Source organism: Herbaspirillum sp. LeCh32-8 (assembly GCF_017814915.1).
Classification (GTDB): Bacteria; Pseudomonadota; Gammaproteobacteria; order Burkholderiales; family Burkholderiaceae_D; genus Herbaspirillum.
In genome coordinates this window covers 157,074-175,702 of record NZ_JAGIPZ010000007.1, presented here as the reverse complement: position 1 = coordinate 175,702, position 18,629 = coordinate 157,074, and the positions used below count along the sequence as shown (strand labels likewise).

At 64.8% G+C, this 18,629-nt stretch carries 17 protein-coding genes; 7 read left to right on the top strand and 10 right to left on the bottom strand.

Annotation, left to right across the window (positions count from 1 at the left end; all coding sequences use genetic code 11):
• Nucleotides 1–2: 2 nt before the first annotated feature.
• Nucleotides 3–203 (bottom strand): hypothetical protein, encoded by a 201-nt coding sequence (locus tag J8I26_RS14390; protein ID WP_209607789.1) that lies wholly within the window; start codon nucleotides 201–203, stop codon nucleotides 3–5.
• Between the two features lie 40 nt (nucleotides 204–243).
• Nucleotides 244–699, bottom strand: coding sequence for a CBS domain-containing protein (locus tag J8I26_RS14385; protein WP_209607788.1), 456 nt, complete (start codon nucleotides 697–699; stop codon nucleotides 244–246).
• A gap of 249 nt (nucleotides 700–948) precedes the next feature.
• Here J8I26_RS14385 and J8I26_RS14380 point away from each other — a divergent pair, with 249 nt between their 5' ends.
• Nucleotides 949–1,269, top strand: coding sequence for a DUF962 domain-containing protein (locus J8I26_RS14380; RefSeq protein ID WP_209607787.1), 321 nt, complete (start codon nucleotides 949–951; stop codon nucleotides 1,267–1,269).
• Nucleotides 1,270–1,282: 13 nt separating this feature from the next.
• Here J8I26_RS14380 and J8I26_RS14375 read toward each other — a convergent pair whose 3' ends face one another.
• Nucleotides 1,283–2,635 (bottom strand): YihY family inner membrane protein, encoded by a 1,353-nt coding sequence (locus tag J8I26_RS14375; protein ID WP_245200338.1) that lies wholly within the window; start codon nucleotides 2,633–2,635, stop codon nucleotides 1,283–1,285.
• 366 nt (nucleotides 2,636–3,001) lie between these two features.
• On the opposite strand from J8I26_RS14375, the gene wrbA reads away from it, so the two are divergent.
• The 4 genes from wrbA (at nucleotide 3,002) to J8I26_RS14355 (ending at nucleotide 6,049) form a co-directional block, all read left to right on the top strand.
• Nucleotides 3,002–3,634: an NAD(P)H:quinone oxidoreductase gene (gene wrbA, locus J8I26_RS14370; RefSeq protein ID WP_209607785.1), complete on the top strand. Its 633-nt coding sequence runs from the start codon at nucleotides 3,002–3,004 to the stop codon at nucleotides 3,632–3,634.
• Nucleotides 3,631–4,026, top strand: coding sequence for a DUF2069 domain-containing protein (locus J8I26_RS14365; protein WP_209607784.1), 396 nt, complete (start codon nucleotides 3,631–3,633; stop codon nucleotides 4,024–4,026). The genes wrbA and J8I26_RS14365 overlap by 4 nt, the downstream gene beginning before the upstream one ends.
• A 67-nt stretch (nucleotides 4,027–4,093) precedes the next feature.
• On the top strand, nucleotides 4,094–5,500 hold the full coding sequence (locus tag J8I26_RS14360; protein ID WP_209607783.1) for an FAD-binding oxidoreductase: 1,407 nt from the start codon (nucleotides 4,094–4,096) through the stop codon (nucleotides 5,498–5,500).
• A gap of 102 nt (nucleotides 5,501–5,602) precedes the next feature.
• Nucleotides 5,603–6,049 carry a hypothetical protein gene (locus J8I26_RS14355; protein WP_209607782.1) on the top strand — a complete coding sequence of 149 codons (447 nt, stop codon included), beginning with the start codon at nucleotides 5,603–5,605 and terminating at the stop codon, nucleotides 6,047–6,049.
• Nucleotides 6,050–6,168: 119 nt separating this feature from the next.
• Here the strand turns inward: J8I26_RS14355 and J8I26_RS14350 are convergent, their stop codons facing one another.
• Both J8I26_RS14350 and J8I26_RS14345 read right to left on the bottom strand, forming a co-directional pair.
• The gene (locus J8I26_RS14350) at nucleotides 6,169–7,794 is read right to left on the bottom strand and encodes a methyl-accepting chemotaxis protein (protein WP_209607781.1); all 1,626 of its coding nucleotides are present in this window, start codon (nucleotides 7,792–7,794) and stop codon (nucleotides 6,169–6,171) included.
• 265 nt (nucleotides 7,795–8,059) lie between these two features.
• Nucleotides 8,060–10,153: an EAL domain-containing protein gene (locus J8I26_RS14345; RefSeq protein ID WP_209607780.1), complete on the bottom strand. Its 2,094-nt coding sequence runs from the start codon at nucleotides 10,151–10,153 to the stop codon at nucleotides 8,060–8,062.
• 384 nt (nucleotides 10,154–10,537) lie between these two features.
• Between J8I26_RS14345 and J8I26_RS14340 the strand changes: the two genes are divergently transcribed.
• Nucleotides 10,538–11,863 carry a phospholipase A gene (locus tag J8I26_RS14340; RefSeq protein WP_209607779.1) on the top strand — a complete coding sequence of 442 codons (1,326 nt, stop codon included), beginning with the start codon at nucleotides 10,538–10,540 and terminating at the stop codon, nucleotides 11,861–11,863.
• Between the two features lie 100 nt (nucleotides 11,864–11,963).
• Here J8I26_RS14340 and gorA read toward each other — a convergent pair whose 3' ends face one another.
• Nucleotides 11,964–13,331 carry a glutathione-disulfide reductase gene (gene gorA, locus J8I26_RS14335; RefSeq protein WP_209607778.1) on the bottom strand — a complete coding sequence of 456 codons (1,368 nt, stop codon included), beginning with the start codon at nucleotides 13,329–13,331 and terminating at the stop codon, nucleotides 11,964–11,966.
• A gap of 67 nt (nucleotides 13,332–13,398) precedes the next feature.
• Nucleotides 13,399–15,075 (bottom strand): iron ABC transporter permease, encoded by a 1,677-nt coding sequence (locus J8I26_RS14330; RefSeq protein WP_209607855.1) that lies wholly within the window; start codon nucleotides 15,073–15,075, stop codon nucleotides 13,399–13,401.
• A 94-nt stretch (nucleotides 15,076–15,169) separates the two neighbouring features.
• Here J8I26_RS14330 and J8I26_RS22690 point away from each other — a divergent pair, with 94 nt between their 5' ends.
• Complete coding sequence (locus tag J8I26_RS22690) at nucleotides 15,170–16,633, top strand: ATP-binding cassette domain-containing protein (protein WP_245200337.1); 1,464 nt, start codon at nucleotides 15,170–15,172, stop codon at nucleotides 16,631–16,633.
• On the opposite strand, the gene J8I26_RS14315 is transcribed toward J8I26_RS22690, so the two are convergent.
• From J8I26_RS14315 to J8I26_RS14305, 3 genes are all read right to left on the bottom strand, one after another.
• Entirely contained in the window at nucleotides 16,583–16,810 is a 228-nt protein-coding gene (locus J8I26_RS14315; RefSeq protein WP_209607777.1) for a hypothetical protein, read from the bottom strand. The genes J8I26_RS22690 and J8I26_RS14315 overlap by 51 nt on opposite strands.
• Nucleotides 16,810–17,040 carry a hypothetical protein gene (locus tag J8I26_RS14310; protein WP_209607854.1) on the bottom strand — a complete coding sequence of 77 codons (231 nt, stop codon included), beginning with the start codon at nucleotides 17,038–17,040 and terminating at the stop codon, nucleotides 16,810–16,812. The genes J8I26_RS14315 and J8I26_RS14310 overlap by 1 nt, the downstream gene beginning before the upstream one ends.
• Nucleotides 17,041–17,223: 183 nt before the next feature.
• On the bottom strand, nucleotides 17,224–18,615 hold the full coding sequence (locus J8I26_RS14305) for a TAXI family TRAP transporter solute-binding subunit (protein ID WP_209607776.1): 1,392 nt from the start codon (nucleotides 18,613–18,615) through the stop codon (nucleotides 17,224–17,226).
• Nucleotides 18,616–18,629: the final 14 nt, after the last annotated feature.

Below are 18,629 nucleotides of genomic sequence, written 5' to 3'. Positions count from 1 at the left end.
GGCTATGCGGTGGCGATTTCAGGTAGCGTGGTTACGGACGGTGAGGCGCGGCCTGCGGCATGAGCAATGACATCGGCGTCACGGACAATAAGACAGGCAATAAAAAACCGCTCCGACAGGAACGGTTTCGATGCGGGCAAGGCGGCTGCCCGCATCGGCATGAACGGCAATACCGGCATCAGGCGGGCCGGTGCGATGGGCAACCGCACCCGGCGCCTTGCTCGGGCATTGCTCAGGTATTGCTCAGGTATTGTTTTCTTCGTGCTCGGCCGGCCAGTCACGGATGTAGGCCTTGAGCATCTTGTTCTCGAAACCTTGCGCGTCCAGCACGGCCTTGGCGACGTCGTAGAACGACATCACGCCCAGCACGGTGCGCGCCTCCATCACCGGCACGTAGCGCGCATGCTTTTCCAGCATGATGCGACGCACTTCGTTCAGGTCGGTATCGGGGGTGACGGTGATCGGCGCGTCGTTCATGTGCTTGCGCACGGTCGAGCCGCCCAGTTCGCCGCCGTTCTTGTGCAGCGTCAGCAGCACTTCGCGGAAGGTCAGCATGCCGACTAGGTCGCCGTATTCCATCACCACCAGCGAGCCGATGTCCTTCTCTGCCATGGCGGCGACCGCCTCCTGAATCGGGGTGTCCGGCGTGACGGTAAAGAGGATGTTGCCTTTGACCTTGAGGATTTCAGAGACTTTCATGATGTCGTCCTAATTTGTATGGAGCTGTTTTGACTGTAGGCGATGGTGCCTGAAAAATCCAATTCGTGCAGGCAACATGCGACGGTGCTGCACGCCTGGCGGGCGTATGCGACATGGTACGGTCAAGCGCGCGGTTTGGGCAACCGGCAATCACGCTGCCGTGCAACTATTTCGTCACGTCATGATGCCGATTTGAATATGCGACGGGCGCTGACTAAGCTGAAAGCACAAGGACTCTGGGAGAACAGCGTGTCCACCGCCCTGCCTGATCGGAAATATGCGGATTTCAGCGATTTTTACCCGACATACCTGAGCGAACACTCGCATCGGGTCAACCGCCAGCTGCACTTCCTCGGCTCCACCCTGGCCTTGCTGGCGCTGATGATGCTGCTGATCAGCCACCAGTGGTGGTGGCTGCCGGTGGCCGTGCTGTGCGGCTACGGCTTTGCCTGGATCGGCCATTTCGCGGTGGAAAAGAACCAGCCCGCCACCTTCCGCCACCCGCTCTACTCCTTCATGGGCGACTGGGTGATGTACTGGCAGATGCTGACCGGCCAGATTTCCTTCTGAGCCGGGATCGGGCTTATCGCTCCCACATCCGCCGGCGCGCCTCCAGCGGCACCGGGGCGTAGGGCGTCGCGGCGAGGTTGGCTACGGCGGCGATCTTTTGCTGCACCGCTTCATGGGCGTTGCAATACGCTTCCAGCGACTGCTCCAGCACGGTGTCGATGGCACCGTCCACGCGGGCAGCCAGCGCGCCCTCCTCGCCCACCTGCGCCAGCACGGTCGAGTCGAACACGAACAGGCGGTACACCTGTGACAACGGCAACGCAGCCGGGTTGGCCACCAGCGTCCAGCGGTCCATGTCGTCGGTGATGCGACGGTTCCACGCTGCCTTGCGCGAAACTTCCGGCTTGATCGACGCCACCCAGCCGGCCTCGGCCATCTTGCCCAGCAGGTGCTGCAGCTCGCCCAGGCCCAGGTGGGTAGCGCGCCGCACCTCATCCATGCTCACCACCGCGGAGTCCACGCCCACGCGCGCGGCGTGCAAAAACTTGAGCAGCTTGACCGCATCGATGAACTCCGCCCCCGGCGAGGACACGTGCCACCAGCGCTCGTAGCGCACCACCGGCAGCGCCGCCGTCAGCAGCGCGCCCATCAGCGTGATCATCCACATCATGTAGACCCACACCAGGAAGATCGGCAGCGCCGCCACTGCCCCATAGAGCACGGTATAGGTGGGAAACTTGAGGATGTAGACCGCAAACAGACGCTTGGAAATTTCCACGCAGATGCCCGCCACCACGCCGCCGGCCAGCGCGTCGCGCCAGTCCACGGTCTGGTTGGGCACGGTGCTGTAGAGCAGCGTATAGGCCGCCGTCGACAGCATCAGCGAGACCAGCGCGTAAAAGCTCGCGCCCAGCCACGGCAGGCTCTTGACCGCGCCGCCGGTGGCGGTGGAAAGATAGGACGTCACGCTGATCGACACGCCGATCAAGAGCGGCCCCAGCGAGATGATGGCCCAGTACACCAGCACGCGCTGCAGCAGCGGGCGCGATTTCTTCACGCGCCAGATCTGGTTGAACACGCTCTCGATGGTGGACATGGTCAGCACCGAGGTCACGATCAGCGCCACCGCGCCCACCGCCGACAGTCGCGCCGACTTGGAGGCGAACTGGTTCAGGTAGCCGACGATGGTGTTGGCCACGCCCTTGGGCATCAGGTTCTCGACGAAGTAAGCCTCCAGCGAGGCGCGGAAGGTCGAGAACAGCGGGAAGGCGGTAAACAGCGCCAGCGCGATGGTCAGCATCGGCACCAGCGAGAGGATGGTGGTGAAGGTCAGGCTGCCGGCCACTTGCGGCAGGCGATCCTCGCCCAGCCGCCGCGCGGCGAAGCGGAACAGATCGCGCAACTGCTGACGGGTCAAGCCACGCATATGAGAAAAAGTAATACGCAAAGGAGACATTGATTCAAATCCGGTACGAAGCTTGCTGCAGACCGCTGCCCCAGACCGCGGTTCCGGAACACGCGGCGCCGGGCCATCATCCTGCCGGGCGCCGGACTGTGTGCGGTGCGGCTGGGTTCGTGCCCGATCCGCTCAGTCACGGCAACGCCTGAAGAGACGAATTATCCGCAAAATTGCGACGATATTCTCGTTTTTACCTAAAAGTATTCGACAAAGTGTCGATTTATGTGACGAAGGGCAAGTCGGCGAAAGTACGTCCGCCCGTAAAATACCCCTTCGCAAAGTCGCTTGCGCAACCCGATGGCAAGCGAAAAAAACGGAAATATAATAACTTGCATGAACACCGCCTACGCCTACCCCTCCTCCGCCAACACCACCATCCTGGTGCTGTATTACTCGCGCCACGGCGCCACCCGCAAGCTGGCCGAACTGATCGCCCAGGGCGTGGAAAGCGTGCCCGGCTGCGACGCCCGCCTGCGCACCGTGCCGGCGGTGTCCACCGTGACCGAGGCGGTTGAGCCGGATGTGCCCACCAGCGGCGCCCCCTATGTGGAAGCGTCCGACCTGGCCGAGTGCGACGGCCTGGCGCTGGGCTCGCCGACCCGCTTCGGCAACATGGCCTCGGCCATGAAGTACTTCTGGGACGGCACCGCGCCGCAGTGGCTGTCGGGCGCGCTGGTCGGCAAACCGGCCTGCGTCTTCACCTCCACCGGCAGCATGCACGGCGGCCAGGAATCGACGCTGCTGTCGATGATGATTCCGCTGCTGCACCACGGCATGCTGCTGCTGGGCCTGCCTTACACGCATCCCGAACTGATGAACACCAGCAGCGGCGGCACCCCCTATGGCGCCAGCCACTGGGCCGGCGTCAACGGCAACCAGCCGCTGTCGGACGATTCGAAGACCCTGGCCATCGCGCTGGGCAAACGGCTGGCAGAGACCGCCAAACAATTACGGAGACCATCATGAGCAGCAGCCGCGCACGCTATTTCCATGCAGGAGCCACCGCCAGCCTGATTTTCCTGATCCTGTTGTGCCTGGCGTGGGAGCTGGTGCTGGCGCCGCTGCGACCGGGCGGCTCCTGGATGGTACTCAAGGTGATCCCCTTGCTGCTGCCGCTGCGCGGCGTCCTCAAACGCGACGTCTACACCATGCAGTGGTCGTCGATGCTGATCCTGGTCTACCTGGCCGAAGGCCTGGTGCGCGCCACCAGCGACACCGTACACATGTCAGCCATGCTGGGCTGGGGTGAAGTCGCGCTGTCGTGCATCTACTTCATGTCGGCCCTGCTGTACCTGCATCCCTTCAAGAAGGCAGCCAAGGAAATCGCCCGCCAGGCGATCCAGAAGGCTTCGCAGTAATCCTGTCGTCCCCCTCCCCGGCGCGCCGCCTGTCCATGCGGCGCGCGGCACCAGCCATCGCACATCCATGACCGAATTCCTGCAAGCCTGCCGCGCCACCATCGGGGCCGCGCATGTTCTTACCGAGGCCGCCGACACCGCCGGCTACCTGACCGACCAGCGCGGCCGCTTCACCGGTCGCGCCGTCGCCGTGCTGCGCCCGGCCGACACCGCCGAGGTCGCCGCGATCGTGACGCTGTGCGCGCAATACCGCGTCCCGCTGGTGCCGCAAGGCGGCAATACCGGCCTGGTGCTGGGCAGCGTGCCTGACCAGCAGGGCAATGCCGCGGTGCTGTCGCTGCGCCGCCTGAACCGCATCCGCGCGGTCGACCCGCTCAACAACACCATGACGGTGGATGCCGGCTGCATCCTGCAACACATCCAGCAGGAAGCCGCTGGCGCCGGCCGGCTGTTTCCGCTGTCGCTGGCGGCCGAAGGCAGCTGCACCATAGGCGGCAACCTCTCCACCAATGCCGGCGGCACCGGCGTGCTGCGTTATGGCAATACGCGCGAGCTGTGCCTCGGGCTGGAAGTGGTCACCGCGCAAGGCGAGGTGATGAGCAGCCTGAAAGGCCTGCGCAAGGACAACACCGGCTACGATCTGCGCGACCTGTTCATCGGCGCCGAAGGCACGCTGGGGGTGATCACCGGCGCGGTGTTGAAGCTCTTCCCCCAACCGCGCGCGCAGGTCACCGCGTTGGCGGCCCTAAAGTCGCCGGCGCAGGCGCTGCAGCTGCTGAGCCTGGCGCAGGGACGCTGCGGGCCGGCCCTGACCGGCTTCGAACTGATGTCGGACTTTTGCCTGCAACTGGTGTGCAAGCATTTCGCCGACCAGCGCCTCCCCTTCACCGAACGGCATGCGCAGTACGTGCTGCTGGAGCTGTCCGACAGCGAATCCGAGGAACATGCGCGCAGCATCTTCGAAGACGTCATCGGCCAGGCGCTGGAACAAGGCGTCATCGACGACGCCGTGATCGCCTCGTCGATTGCGCAATCGAAATCGCTGTGGCAGCTGCGCGAAAACATTTCGATGGCGCAGGCGCATGAAGGAAAAAACATCAAACACGACATCTCGGTGCCGATCTCCCGCATCGCCGAATTCATCGACATCACCGACCAGCTGGTGCAGCAAACCTCGCCGGGTTGCCGCATGGTGACCTTCGGCCACCTGGGCGACGGCAACCTGCATTACAACGTGTCGCCGCCGGCAGGCGTGGCCGATACCGAATTCATCACACAGCAGCACGCCATCAATGTGGTGGTGCATGACAGCGTCGACCGCTTCGGCGGATCGATCTCGGCCGAGCATGGACTGGGCGCGCTCAAGCGCGAAGAAATCACACGTTACAAGTCGCCGGTAGAACTCGGGCTGATGCGCGCCATCAAACAGGCGCTGGATCCGCACCAGCTGATGAATCCGGGCAAGGTCATCTGACCTGCACCAGACCGGCGCGAGACCGGCCAGGAACATCGGTAGCGGCAGGGAGAACACGGGGTACGCCGTCGGCGTGCCGATGTCTGCCTGCCGCGAGCTCACATGATCCTCAAATCCTGCCGCTTCCTCTTCCCGCTTTTTACCTCTCTTTTTATCCTGCCGGCCGCAGCGCCGGCCAACGCCGCGCTCTACAAATGCCTGCAGGACGGCGCCGTCGCCTACGCCGACCAGCCCTGCGCCGATACCCCAGAATTCAAGCCGGCGCCGCTGCCGACCGTGCCTGCTCTCCGATCCGCAGCGCCTGCAGACAAACCCGCCCAAGGACGCAAACCGATACCGCCGAAGCCGCCGGCCGGCATCGACCGCAACCGGCAAAAGACCTGCAGCAAACTGGCCTTGCATCGTCGCTGGGCCGAGCAGGATGTCAGCGAGGCGCGCGCCAAACCGCTGCGGGCGCAAGACAAGACCCTGGAAAATGCGCAGCGCAAGGCGCGTCGCGCCGAGGAGTTGTATCGCCAGGAATGCGCCGGCGGCCCTGATCTGCCCTGACATGAAAAAGGGGCGGACGCCAACATCGGCGATCCGCCCCAAACCTCCCCCTCAGGAGTTCCTTGCTCCCGCTTGCAGGGCAAGCGGGTCATGCATATGTGCCGCGGTGTTTCAGCCGCTCAGGGCAGTCGCGCCCGCTCCGGCGTCACGTCGATCAGCGACGCCGACGCGCGGCCCAGCATCGGCTCGCCGCGCAGGTTGAACACGCTGACCAGCTGGGTCAGCTTGCCGGCCTGCTCCTGCAGCGATTGCGCAGCGGCGGCGGCCTGCTCGACCAGCGCGGCGTTCTGCTGCGTGTTCTCGTCCATCTGCGTAATGGCGCGGTTGACTTCCTCGATCCCGGTGCTCTGCTCCTGGCTGGCGGCGGTGATCTCGGCCATCACGTCGGTCACGCGGCGCACGCTGGACACCACTTCATCCATGGTCTGGCCGGCCTGGGCCACCAGCTGGCTGCCGGCGCCGACTTTCTCCACCGAGTCATCGATCAGGGACTTGATCTCCTTGGCCGCGGCCGCCGAACGCTGCGCCAGCGAGCGCACTTCGGAGGCCACCACCGCAAAGCCGCGTCCCTGTTCGCCCGCACGGGCGGCTTCCACTGCGGCGTTCAGGGCCAGGATGTTGGTCTGGAACGCGATGCCGTCGATCACGCTGATGATGTCCACGATCTTGCGCGAAGAATCATTGATCGAGGCCATGGTCTGCACCACCTGGCCGACCACCGCGCCGCCCTGCTCGGCCACTTGGGAGGCCGATGCCGCCAACTGGTTGGCCTGGCGGGCGTTGTCGGCGTTCTGCTTGACGGTGGAGGTCAGTTGCTCCATGGCAGAGGCGGTCTCTTCCAGCGCGCCGGCCTGCTGCTCGGTGCGACCGGACAGGTCGAGGTTGCCGTTGGCGATTTCCGACGACGCCGTGTTGATGGTCTCGGTGCCCACGCGCACGTTGCTGACGATGTTGCGCAGGCTGGTATTCATATCCTGCAAGGCCTGCAGCAGCTGGCCGGTCTCATCCTTGCCCTGCACCGAAATCTCGGCGCTGAGGTCGCCCTGCGCCACCTGGCGCGAGACCTTCACGGCGGTGTTCAACGGCCGCGTGATGCCCACCGTCAGGAACCACGCGCAGGCGATGCCGAACACCAGCACCAGCGCCTCCAGCACGCTGAGCATCACCGCGCTCTGGTTGGCAATGCGTTCGTTGGTCAGCGCCAGTTCGTCCAGCGTCTTGCGCTGCAGGTTCATCAGCTGTTCCACGCCTTCCTGATAGGCCTTGGCGGCCGGCAGGTAATCCTTTTCCAGCGCATTCTTGATCAGCTCCTGGTCAGGATTGTCCTTGGCCTTTTCCTTGTAGATGACGTCGCGCGTGGACAAGTATTGCTTGCGCAGCGTGCCGGTGATCTTGGTCAGCAGTTGCTTCTCTTCCTCGGTCTCCACCAGGGCTTCGACGTTCTTCTGCAGCTGGGTCGACACGCGGGTGGCCTCGTCGGTCTCGGGCTTGAAGAAGGCCGACAGCGATGTGTCGGTGCTCTTGGCCACCGCGGTGGCGCGGCGGATGCCGGCATAGGTGTTGCGGTACCAGTCGGAGATGTAGCGCTCCTTGGCGATGGGCTTGTCCATCATGCGCTGCGTGCTCTGGGCCAGCGTCTGCAGGCGCCATACGCCGATGCCGGTGATCGCGACCGACAGGCCGAGAATGACAGCAAAGCCCAGGGCCAGGCGCTTGCCAATGTTCATGTTGCCAATGATATTCATGCGTCGCTCCATCCCGCCGGCTATGTTGCCGGTGCTATTTTCTGATTGTGTTGCCGCCACGTCCGGGCGACATTCGAGCTTTATCTTGCCGCCGCGGCGGGCAAATCCATCAGTGGAATAACAGGGGCCGCCACCGTCAATTATGCGGATGGAAAACGTGGCGAGACACAGCGTGCGTGCGGATTTCCGGCAGGCACAAATAAAAACGCCCGGGAGTTCCCGGGCGCCAAGAAAATCACTGAAAGTCAGATGTCGTCAGTTGCCCTCAAGCTTGCCGCATCGCCTGCTGGAACGGCTGGATTGCCTGCAGGAACTGTTCGGGCGCCATCGGGCGGCCCATCAGGTAACCCTGCAGCGCATCGCATCCCACCTGGGTCAGGAAGTCCTGCTGCATTTCCGTTTCGACACCCTCTGCCACGATGCGCAAATTGAGCGTGCGTCCCAGCGCCACGATCGCCGAGACGATGGCGGCGTCTTCGGTGCCGTGCGACAAGTCGCGCACGAAGCCGCGATCGATCTTCAGCTCATTGGCCGGCAGGCGCTTCAGGTACAGCAAGCTGGAATAACCGGTGCCGAAATCGTCGATGGAAATATCCACGCCCAGTTGCGAGATCTTTTCCAGCGTCTGCATGCTGGCCGCTGTGTCGTGCATGGCGGTCGACTCCGTCACTTCCAGCGTCAGGCAGCGTGGCGGCAGCTGATGCTTCTCCAGCGTCGTGCGCACGATCTCCAGCAGGTTGGGGTCGGCGAACTGCAGCGCCGACAGATTCACCGCGATCTTCCAGTCGGCGTGGCCGAGCCTGATCCATTCGCGCATCTGGCGGCAGGCTTCGTCCAGCACCCAGGCGCCGATCGGGATGATCAGGCCGGAGCGTTCGGCCAGCGCGATGAACTCGTCGGGACCGACCAGGCCATGCACCGGATGCTGCCAGCGCAGCAGCGCCTCGGCGCCGATCACCGGGCCGTCGGGCGAGCGGAACTTGGGCTGGTAGTACAGCCGCAACTGCTTGCGCTCCTGCGCCACGCGCAGGTCCTGCAACCATTGCAGCTGGTTGTGCGCATTGGCATTCATCGACGGCTCGAAGAAGTTGTAGCCGTTGCGGCCGCTGCGCTTGGTGTGGTACATCGCGGCATCGGCGTTGATGACCAGGTCATGGCGCGTGCTGCCGTCCTCCGGATAGATGGCGATACCCACGCTGGCCGACACGCGCAGCTCGTGGCCCTCCACCACGAAGGGCTGGTTGACCACCTCCACCAGTTTCTCGGCCACCGGCATGGCGTCGTCCGGACGGGACAGGTCGACCAGGATCACGAACTCGTCGCCGCCCAGGCGCGCCACCGTGTCGTGCGCGCGCATGGAGCAGATCAGGCGATCGGCCACTTCGATCAGCAGGCGGTCGCCGATGTGGTGCCCCAGTGAATCGTTGATGGCCTTGAAGCCGTCCAGATCCATGAACATCAGCGCGAAGTGACCGTCGGTGCGCGACGCCTTGTTGATCGACTGGCTCAGGCGGTCTTCCAGCAGGGTGCGGTTGGGCAACTTGGTCAGCTGGTCATGCAGCACCATCTGGGTCAGTTCTTCGTTGGCCTCGGCCAGCGAGCGCGCCAGCTTGGCGGTGCGCGACTCCAGTCGCGCGTCCAGCACCGAGGTCAGCAGCGCGATGGTCAGCACCGCCAGCGTCACCACCACGATCAGGATCGCCAGCCAGCCGGGACTGACGCCTTCGCGTGCGGCCAGGCAGATGGAATCGACGTTGAAATTGGCGGCGGCCATGCCGGTGTAGTGCATGCCGACGATGGCGATCCCCATCACCACCGAGGCACCGGCGCGGGCGGCTTTCACATGCGGGGTGTTCTTGCGCAGGCGGAAGGCGATCCACAAGGCGGCGGCCGACGCAGCGATGGCGATGGCCACCGAGGCCGAAAACAGCAGCGGATCGTAGACGATGCCCGGGTTCATGCGCATGGCGGCCATGCCGGTGTAATGCATGCCGGCAATGCCGATGCCCATGAACAAGGCGCTTTTGAGCAGGCGGCGCAACGGCAGCTCGGCCTGCGTTACGGTTTGCAGCGCATAACCCGAGACGGCGATGGCGATCAACAGCGACAGCGCGGTAATCCAGGGGTCGTAGCCCAGCATGATGGGAAGGCGGAACGCCAGCATGCCGACGAAGTGCATCGACCAGATGCCGATGCCCATGGCCACCGCCCCGCCGGCCAGCCACAGGCGCGCCGCGCCGGCCTGCTGGTTGCCCGCCGTGCTGATGCGTTCGGCCATGTCCAGCGCCGTGTAAGAGGCGAGGATGGCGACCAGTAGTGAGACGACGACGAGGAGACTGTCGTAAGTTGCGCTTAACATGGCAATTGGCGATGCTTATCAGAACGTCGGTTGCGGGAAACGTCAGGTGCGGCTTCGCTATTGCCCGCGACCTCCCCGGCGGTCCTTCCCTTCCCGTAAGGAAAACCGCCCCAAATAAAATCAATCCCAATGACTGCAGTAGCAAGCTTATGGGGGGCATCATTCTGCCACAATCAGGGATTCCCCGTTGTCAGTCTGACATTCCCGCCTGTTGCTCCGGCCGCCGCAGATGCGAGCCCGGCAACTTTATCGGCGGCAATTGATCTGTTGCACCATGCGCGGCTTTACAAGAATCAAGACAAGAATCAAAAATCGCACCACCCTGCCGCTGCAGCGCACCCCAGTTTTAACGGCCACGAACAATACCAACTTTACAAGGACACTATGCGCCGCCCCAGCATTTCCCGCCAGCCCCATGCCTTGCGTCTGCATGCAATCGCACGCACCCTGAGCGCCGCCCTGTGCGCATCCGCCTTTACGGTTGCACTTTCTCCGGCGCAGGCCGGCATTTCCGTCCTGCAGCCGCCCAAGCGCATTGACGCCAGCAAGCCGCTGGAACTGACGCTGCTGGTCAGCGCGGATGAGGAGAGCCCGCAAACCTACCAGCTGCCGCCCACCGTCATGGTGGCGGCCTCGGCCGACATGATCCCGCCGGTGCAAATCCCGCTGCAGCGTGAAGGCGGCGATGACAGCGTGACGCTGAAGCCGGGCGAATTCCGCAAGGTTCGCTATCGCGGCATGCTGCCCGAGCACCTGCGCGGCATGGTGCGCGTCGAGCCCATTGGCATCGACGCCTCGCCGGTGCTGGTGGCAGTGGTACGCCCGGGGGCCAACCAGCCGCCGTTAGAGCCCGCTCCCGCCCTGCTCAACGCGCCGCTGGCCGATTCGTCCAGCACGGTGGCGCCGATCGCGCCCTCGGCCTCGGTGGCCACGCCCGGGACCAATGCGCCGGCTGCGGCCAGCGCGCCGGCGGCCGAGGATATCCTGGCCAACAGCCGCCGCATCTCGTTCCACGAGCCGATGTATTTCCAGATCGGCAACAGCGGCGACAACACCAACGCCAAGTTCCAGTTGAGCTTCAAGTTCCGCGTCTTCATGCCGGACGATCCGCGCTCGCGCGGCCTGCTGGACAATCTCTACTTCGGCTATACCCAGTTCTCGCTGTGGGATCTGTCGGCGCCGTCGGCGCCGTTCCGCGACACCAGCTATCGTCCCAGCCTGTTCTACTACCTGCCGGACCTGGGCATACAGAACCGCGTGTTCAGCCGTATCGGCATCGCCACCGGCCTGGAGCATGAGTCCAACGGCAAGGACGGCGCCGAGTCGCGCAGCGTGAACACCTACTTCGTGCAACCCACCTTCAACGTCGGCAACCTCAACGACTACCACTTCACGGTGGCGCCCAAGGTCTATGCCTACCTCGGCCCGACGCGCGACAATCGCGACGTCGGCAACTACCGCGGCCACATGGATCTGAAACTGGCCTACGGCAAGCCGGACGGCTGGGAGCTGGCCAGTACGCTGCGCCGGGGCAACGGCGGCCATCACGGCAGCGCCGACACGCAGCTCTCGTACCCGCTGTCACGCCTGATCCCGGGCACCGCCGGCTACCTGGTGGCGAGCTACTTCTACGGCTATGGCGAGAGCCTGCTGACCTACAACCAGAAGGAGCACCCGCAGTTCCGCGTGGGTTACGCGTTGTGGCGTTGATGCACTAAGGCGCAGCCGCCGGCAACGCGCGGCGCAAAAGCAAACGGGGATGACATCGTCATCCCCGTTTTGCATTCCGCTGTGGAAAACTCAAGTCACGTCAGGCCACCGGCGTGCGCATCGTCACGAACTCCTCGGCCGAGGTCGGATGGATGCCGATGGTCATGTCGAACTGCGCCTTGGTGGCGCCGCATTGCAGCGCCACGGCAAAGCCCTGGATGATCTCGCCGGCATCACCGCCGACCATATGCACGCCCAGCACGCGGTCGCTTTTCGCATCCACCACCAGCTTCATGAAGGTGCGCTCGGTATTGCGCGACAGCGTGTTCTTCAGCGGCTTGAAATCGGTCTTGAAGATTTTCACCTCGCCGACTTCCTTGCACGCCTCTTCCTCGGTCAGGCCGACGGTGCCGATATTGGGATGGCTGAACACGGCGGTCGGGATGTTCTTGTAGGAGATGCTGCGCTCGCCCTTGCCGAACAGGCGCGCCACCACCACCATCGCCTCGGCCAGCGCCACCGGCGTCAGCGCCACGCGGTCGATCACGTCGCCCACGGCGAGGATGGAGGGCACATTGCTTTCGAAGTGTTCATTGACCCGGATAGCGCCGTTCTTCTCCAGCACCACGCCGGCCTTTTCCAGGCCCAGCTTGCCGGTATTGGGCGTGCGTCCGGTGGCGAACAGCACGCACTCGGCCTGCAGCGTGTCGCCGTTGGTCAGGCGCACGTTCTTGGTCACCTGCTCGCCGGCCTGCGGCGCTTCGATGGCGGCGATGGTGGCGTCGAACACCAGCTTGATGCCCTTCTTGGCCATCTCGTCGGCCAGGAACACGCCGAGGTCCGCATCCATGGTGCGCAGCAGGCGCTCGCGGCGGTACACCAGCGTCACCTCGCTGCCCAGGCCGTTCAGGATCGAGGCCAGCTCCACGGCGATGTAGCCGCCGCCCAGCACCACCGCGCGCTTGGGCAGCGTCTTCAGGTGGAAGAAATCGTCGGAGGTAATACCGAAGTCCTTGCCCGGCACGTCCGGCTTGTCGGGATGGCCGCCGGTGGCGACCAGAATGTGTTTGGCAGTGAAGCGCTTGCCATCGACGTTGACCGTATGCGCATCCTCCACGGTGGCAAAGCCGCGGTGCAGATCGACCTTGGCGCCGTCCAGCAGGCGCTGGTAAATGCCGTTCAGGTGGGTGATCTCGCGATCCTTGTTGGCGATCAGCGTGGCCCAGTCGAAGCGCTGCTCGCCGTCCAGCGTCCAGCCGTAGCCGGCGGCGTCGGCGAAGTAGCTGTGGAAATGCGCGCTGTAGGACATCAGCTTCTTGGGGATGCAGCCGACGTTGACGCAGGTGCCGCCCAGGTCGCCCTTTTCCGCCAGCCCCACGCGCGCGCCGGCCTGGCCGGCGAAGCGCGCCGCGCGCACGCCGCCGGAACCGCCGCCGATGGTGTACAGGTCGTAATCGTATTGGCTCATTGCTTTTTTCTCCATTCGCACAGGTTCGCACGGGTTGGCGCGGCGTCTTGTCCGCAGGGTTTTCAGGTTATGCGGGCGGCGCGCCGGATTGCAAGGGCTCGCTGCGCGCACGGCCGTCCAGCGCGCGCATCACCAGCAGCACCGGCAACAGGCCGACCGCCACGATGGACAGCGCCGGCAAGGCCGCCTCGCCCAGGCGCTCGTCGCGCGCCAGGTTGTGGGCAATCACGGCCAGGGTGTCGGTATTGAAGGGACGCAGCAACAAGGTCGCCGGCAACTCCTTGACCACATCGACAAACACCATCAGGGCCGCCACCGCCAGCGAGCGCCACAACAGCGGCACGTGCAGGCGCCAGGCGATGACACCGCGCGAACTGCCCAGGGTGCGCGCCGCCTCGTCCAGGCTGGCCGGGATGCGCGTGTAGCCGGACTCCACCGACTGCACCGCGACCGCCGTGAAGCGTACCAGATACGCATACACCACGCCCAGCGAGCTGGCCGTGAGCAACACGCCCGGGCCGGCCCCCGGCCATAGCGCCTGCAGCCAGGCCAGCGGCAACAGGATGCCGATGGCAATCACCGAACCTGGGATCGCATAGCCCATGCCCGCCAGGCGTGCGGTGCCACGCAAGAGCCAGCCCCACATCCGCGACACGCCGCCGGCGCGCTGCGAGAAACCCAGGGCCAGCGCCAGCACGATGGCGGCCAGCGCCGCCATCCCGCCGAAGCGGAAACTGTTCCACACCCAGCCGGCATAACGACCGAGATCGAACAGCGCCGCCGGCGCATCGTCGAAACCGCTTGGCGCCGAGCGCCCCAGCTCGCCCCACCAGAGTTGCAGCAGGATCATGACCGGCAACAGGAATCCCAACAGCACCGGCAAGCCACACACCAGCCAGGCCAGCATCGCCTTGCCGCCGGACAACGCAGGCAGACGCGCCTCGGCGCCGTCGCCGCCGCGCCCGCCCCGGGTGCCGGAAAAGCGCATGCGCTGCTGCTCACGTCGCTCCAGCCACAGCAGCAGCGATACGAACAGCAACAAGGCCGATGCATACTGGGCCGCCGCAATGCGGTCGTCCAGCACCACCCAGGCCTTATAGATACCGGTGGTGAACGTGGTCAGCCCGAAGAAGGCGGATACGCCATAGTCGGCCAGTGTTTCCATCAGCGCCAGCGCGGCGCCGGCCATCAGCGCCGGACGCGCCAGCGGCAGCGCCACGCGCAGGATGCGTTCGTGCAGCGGCGCGCCCAGCATGCGGGCGGCTTCCATCAGGTGCGTGCCGCGCTCGGACAGCGCATTGCGCGCCAGCAGGTAGGCGTAGGGATACAGCGTGAAGACGAACATGAAGATCGCCCCCGGCAACCCGCGCACGTCGAAGCGAAAACCGGGGAGCCAGCCGCGCAGCGTGCTTTGCACGACGCCTGCGTACTGCAGGAAATCGGTATAGGCGTAGGCCGAGACATAGGCTGGCATCGCCATCGGCAGCAGCAGCGCCCACGACAGCAAGCGCTTGCCGCGAAACTCGAACAGGCTGATCGCCACCGCCGACGCGCCGCCCACCAGCACCACGCCCAGGGTCACCATCAAGGCCAGCCAGCCGGATGTGGCGAGGTAACCCGGCAGCACGGTTTGCATCTGCCGGCGCAGGCTGTCGACGCCGGCCGCGTCCAGGCCGAACCAGGCGCCAAGGATGCCGAGGATGGGCAAGGCAATCAGGACTGCGAGCAAACCGATGATGTGCATGGGCGAAAGTGCAACGACGATGAAAACGGGGAGGAGCAAGCGCATGCGCTACACTCCAGCGAATGCGAATTGTAACCATTTGAGTGAGCGCCTTATGTTTCTGGAAGTCCGGCAGGTCAGCATCCGCTATCCCCGCAGCCCCGCACCGGCGGTAGACGCCGTCTCGCTGCAATTGCAGCCGGGCCAGCTGGGGGTGTTGCTGGGGCCGTCCGGCAGCGGCAAGACCAGCCTGCTGCGCGCAGTGGCCGGCCTGGAACCGGCGCAATCGGGCTGCATCCTGCTGGACGGCCGCACGCTCGATGGCGAAGGCGCCCGCGTGCCGGCTGAAGAACGCCGCATTGGCATGGTGTTCCAGGACTTCGCGCTGTTCCCGCATCTGGACGTGGCCGCCAACGTCGGTTTCGGCCTGCGTGGCGTGGCGCGCGCCGAGCGTGCACGCATCGTCGGCGAGATGCTGGCGCTGGTGGGCCTGCCGGACGCGCTGCGCAAGTTTCCGCACCAGCTCTCGGGCGGCCAGCAGCAGCGCATCGCGCTGGCGCGCGCACTGGCGCCGCAGCCGCGCCTGCTGTTGCTGGATGAACCCTTCTCCAGCCTTGATGTGGAGCTGCGTGAACGCCTGGCCCACGACGTGCGCGACATCCTGAAGCAGGCCCACACCACGGCACTGATGGTCACCCACGACCAGATGGAAGCCTTCGCTGTCGGCGATGTAGTGGGCGTGATGCGCCAGGGCCGCCTGGAACAATGGGATACGCCCTACGCGCTCTACCACCGACCGGCCACACGTTTTACGGCGGACTTTGTCGGACACGGCGTGCTGCTGCAAGGCAGCCTGCGGCAAGCAGAAGCCACCGGGGAAATCGAAGTGGACACCGCTGCCGGGAGACTGCGTTCGGCTGCCGGCGTCATGCCGGGAGGCGCAGGCCTGAGGCGGGATCAAGAGCGGGGGCAAGGACAGGATCGAGAGCGAGATCAGCAGCGTCATCAAGCGCAGAATCAAGACGCGCTTCAGCAAGCGGCAGATCCGACAGATGCAGACCCGCAAAAAACAAAAGCCGCCGGGCAAATGCCGGCGGCTTTGGATCAACATCATCTTCAACTTCAAACAGGCGTGCACCATGCGAATGCCGCAAATGCCGCGAATACTGAGGATCTTGCAAATGCTGCCGGCAACGTGCATTCCGAAGGTGACGTACTCAACACACCCGAAGTACCTGACCCGCTTGAAGTCACTGCCCTATCTGATGTCACCGCCAAACAGGTCGACGTCCTGCTGCGCGCCGACGACGTCATGCACGACGACGCGTCACCGTTCAAGGCCAGGGTCTTGCGCAAATCTTTCCGCGGCGCGGAGTTCCTTTACACCCTGGCGTTGGAAAACGGCCAGCAGCTGCTGTCACTGGTGCCGTCACACCACGATCACGCGATCGGTGAGTGGATAGGCATACGGCTGGACGTTACGCACCTGGTCACTTTCGCGCCGGAACATGCCGCCGGCACGCCCCGTTCAGTCGGTGCCGACGCCTGGCGCAGCATCTCCCGCACCGGCGGCGGCTGAATCAGCATCGCCGCGCGTCTCCAGCATGGGACGTCTGCGCAGGCTGTCCAGCATCCTGGCGCACATTTCGGGGATGCTGCGCGCGTCCGCCGACATCATGCCTGCACCGGTGAAGGGGACGACGCCGGCGGCATGGCCGCCCTCATCCACCACCAACCAGTCAAGTGCCCTGCGCATCAGGCACGGGCCTTGGACAACACCAGCAGCCAGCGGCGGAACAGCAGGATTTCAACGTGGCCGGGCTCGATGCCGGCGCTGCACTCGACGAAGGGATTGACGCGGTAACGGCGTACGTAGGAATCACGGCAGATGAAAATTTCGCGGCGGCCCAGGCGGATCGTCAGCGAGGACGGGCTGGAAGAAGCAACGGCGAAACGGGCGTCGGAAGCAAGATCGAATTGTGTCACGTGTGTCATGGCAGTGATTCCCCTTCTTGTCTGTAAGAGGCTTCACTGTAGCACAACCACTGTACAAATACACAGTATTTTTCATACAGTAGTTTTGGCGCGACGGCCCACTATACAACAAAGTCGCCATCGCGCCGGTGTGCGCCGCCATGCGCCGGCCTTCCCCCCGCCCGGCCGTGGCGCTCACGCCACGGCGTGCTCCAGGCGTGAACGCACAAAACCGATATGCTCGCGCAGCACGTAGAACTGGTCGGCGAAAGCCAGCGGCATTTTCATGCGATTGACCGCAGCCTCGATCTCATCGAGGCGCTTGAGGATCTCGGCCTGCTCTTCCGGCGTCTCGCGCGAGATGCCGCGCTCCAGCGCGATCAACTCACCGTACATGCGATAGATGCGCGAACGAATGCGCCAGCCGTATAGCATCGGCACCAGCCGGATGCCCGGAATCAACAGCAGGATCACCGGCAGCAGGATCACCACCGCGCGGTCCACCAGGCTGGCCAGCCAGAACGGCAAGGTGCGGTAGAAGAAGGTCTTGCCCGACTTGTAATAGCGCGCGGCGTCGTCGCTGACGCGGTATTCGTGCTCCAGCGGCGCCGGGAACTCGCCCGCCTTCTGCATCACATTGGCCTTGCCGTGCACTTCGTGCGCCGCCTCGATCAGCAGGTCGGAGAGCGCCGGATGCAGGTCTTCGCGCGCCACCAGCTCGGCCGTCGGTGCGATCAGCTGGGTGTCGCGCGCCGGCAGGTTGCGCGCCAGGTCGAACACGCCCATGGGCATCTTCAGGATGTTCAGGTAGCGGTAGCGGCGCACGTAGGCGTCGGCCTGGGAGAAGTCCAGCAGGCGGATGCCGGGCGCGCGCAGCAGCTTGCCCATGGTGGCCAGCGACACCGAGTCGCCCATCAGGAAGGCCGCGTCGATCTTGCCAGAGGTCAGCGCCTGCGCCGCGTCATCGCCGCCGATATTGAGCAGCTCGGTGCCGCCGCCCTGCTCCACGCCATTGGCTTTGAGCAGCGTCGCTGCCAGCACGCTGGAGCCGCTGCCCTCGCCGCCGATGGCGATGCGCTTGCCCGCCAGCTCGGACAACTGGCGCAGCGACGGCGCCGGACGACCGTCATCGCGCGGCGGCGGACTGCGGTAATAAACTGAGACCGGCACATACGAGATGCTGCCCAGCGACACCAGCGAGGACAAGGCGTCGGCATCCACCGCGTTGGCCAGCCCGCCCTGCACGAAGCCCACGTCCACATCCTGCGACTGGTCGGCCAGGCGCTTCAGGTTATCCAGCGAGCCGCCGGTTTCCACCACGTTGAGCTTGATGCCGTCGCGCGCCAGGATGTCGCGGTAGCGCTCGGCCACGCGCCAGAAGTTGCTGTCCTTGGGGCCGGCGGCAATCGTGATGGTCGACGGCGGCGCCGGCCGGATCAGCCAGATCACCAGCCAGGCGCCGACCAGGATCAGCAGGATGAACGGTCCGAAACTGACGGCCAGGTCGCGCCAGGAGATGGCGACGAAGCGCGCCTTGATACGCGTGGCCGAGGGCTTGTAGGCGGAGAATTTTTTGTCTTTGAGCATGCGCCCTATTTTAG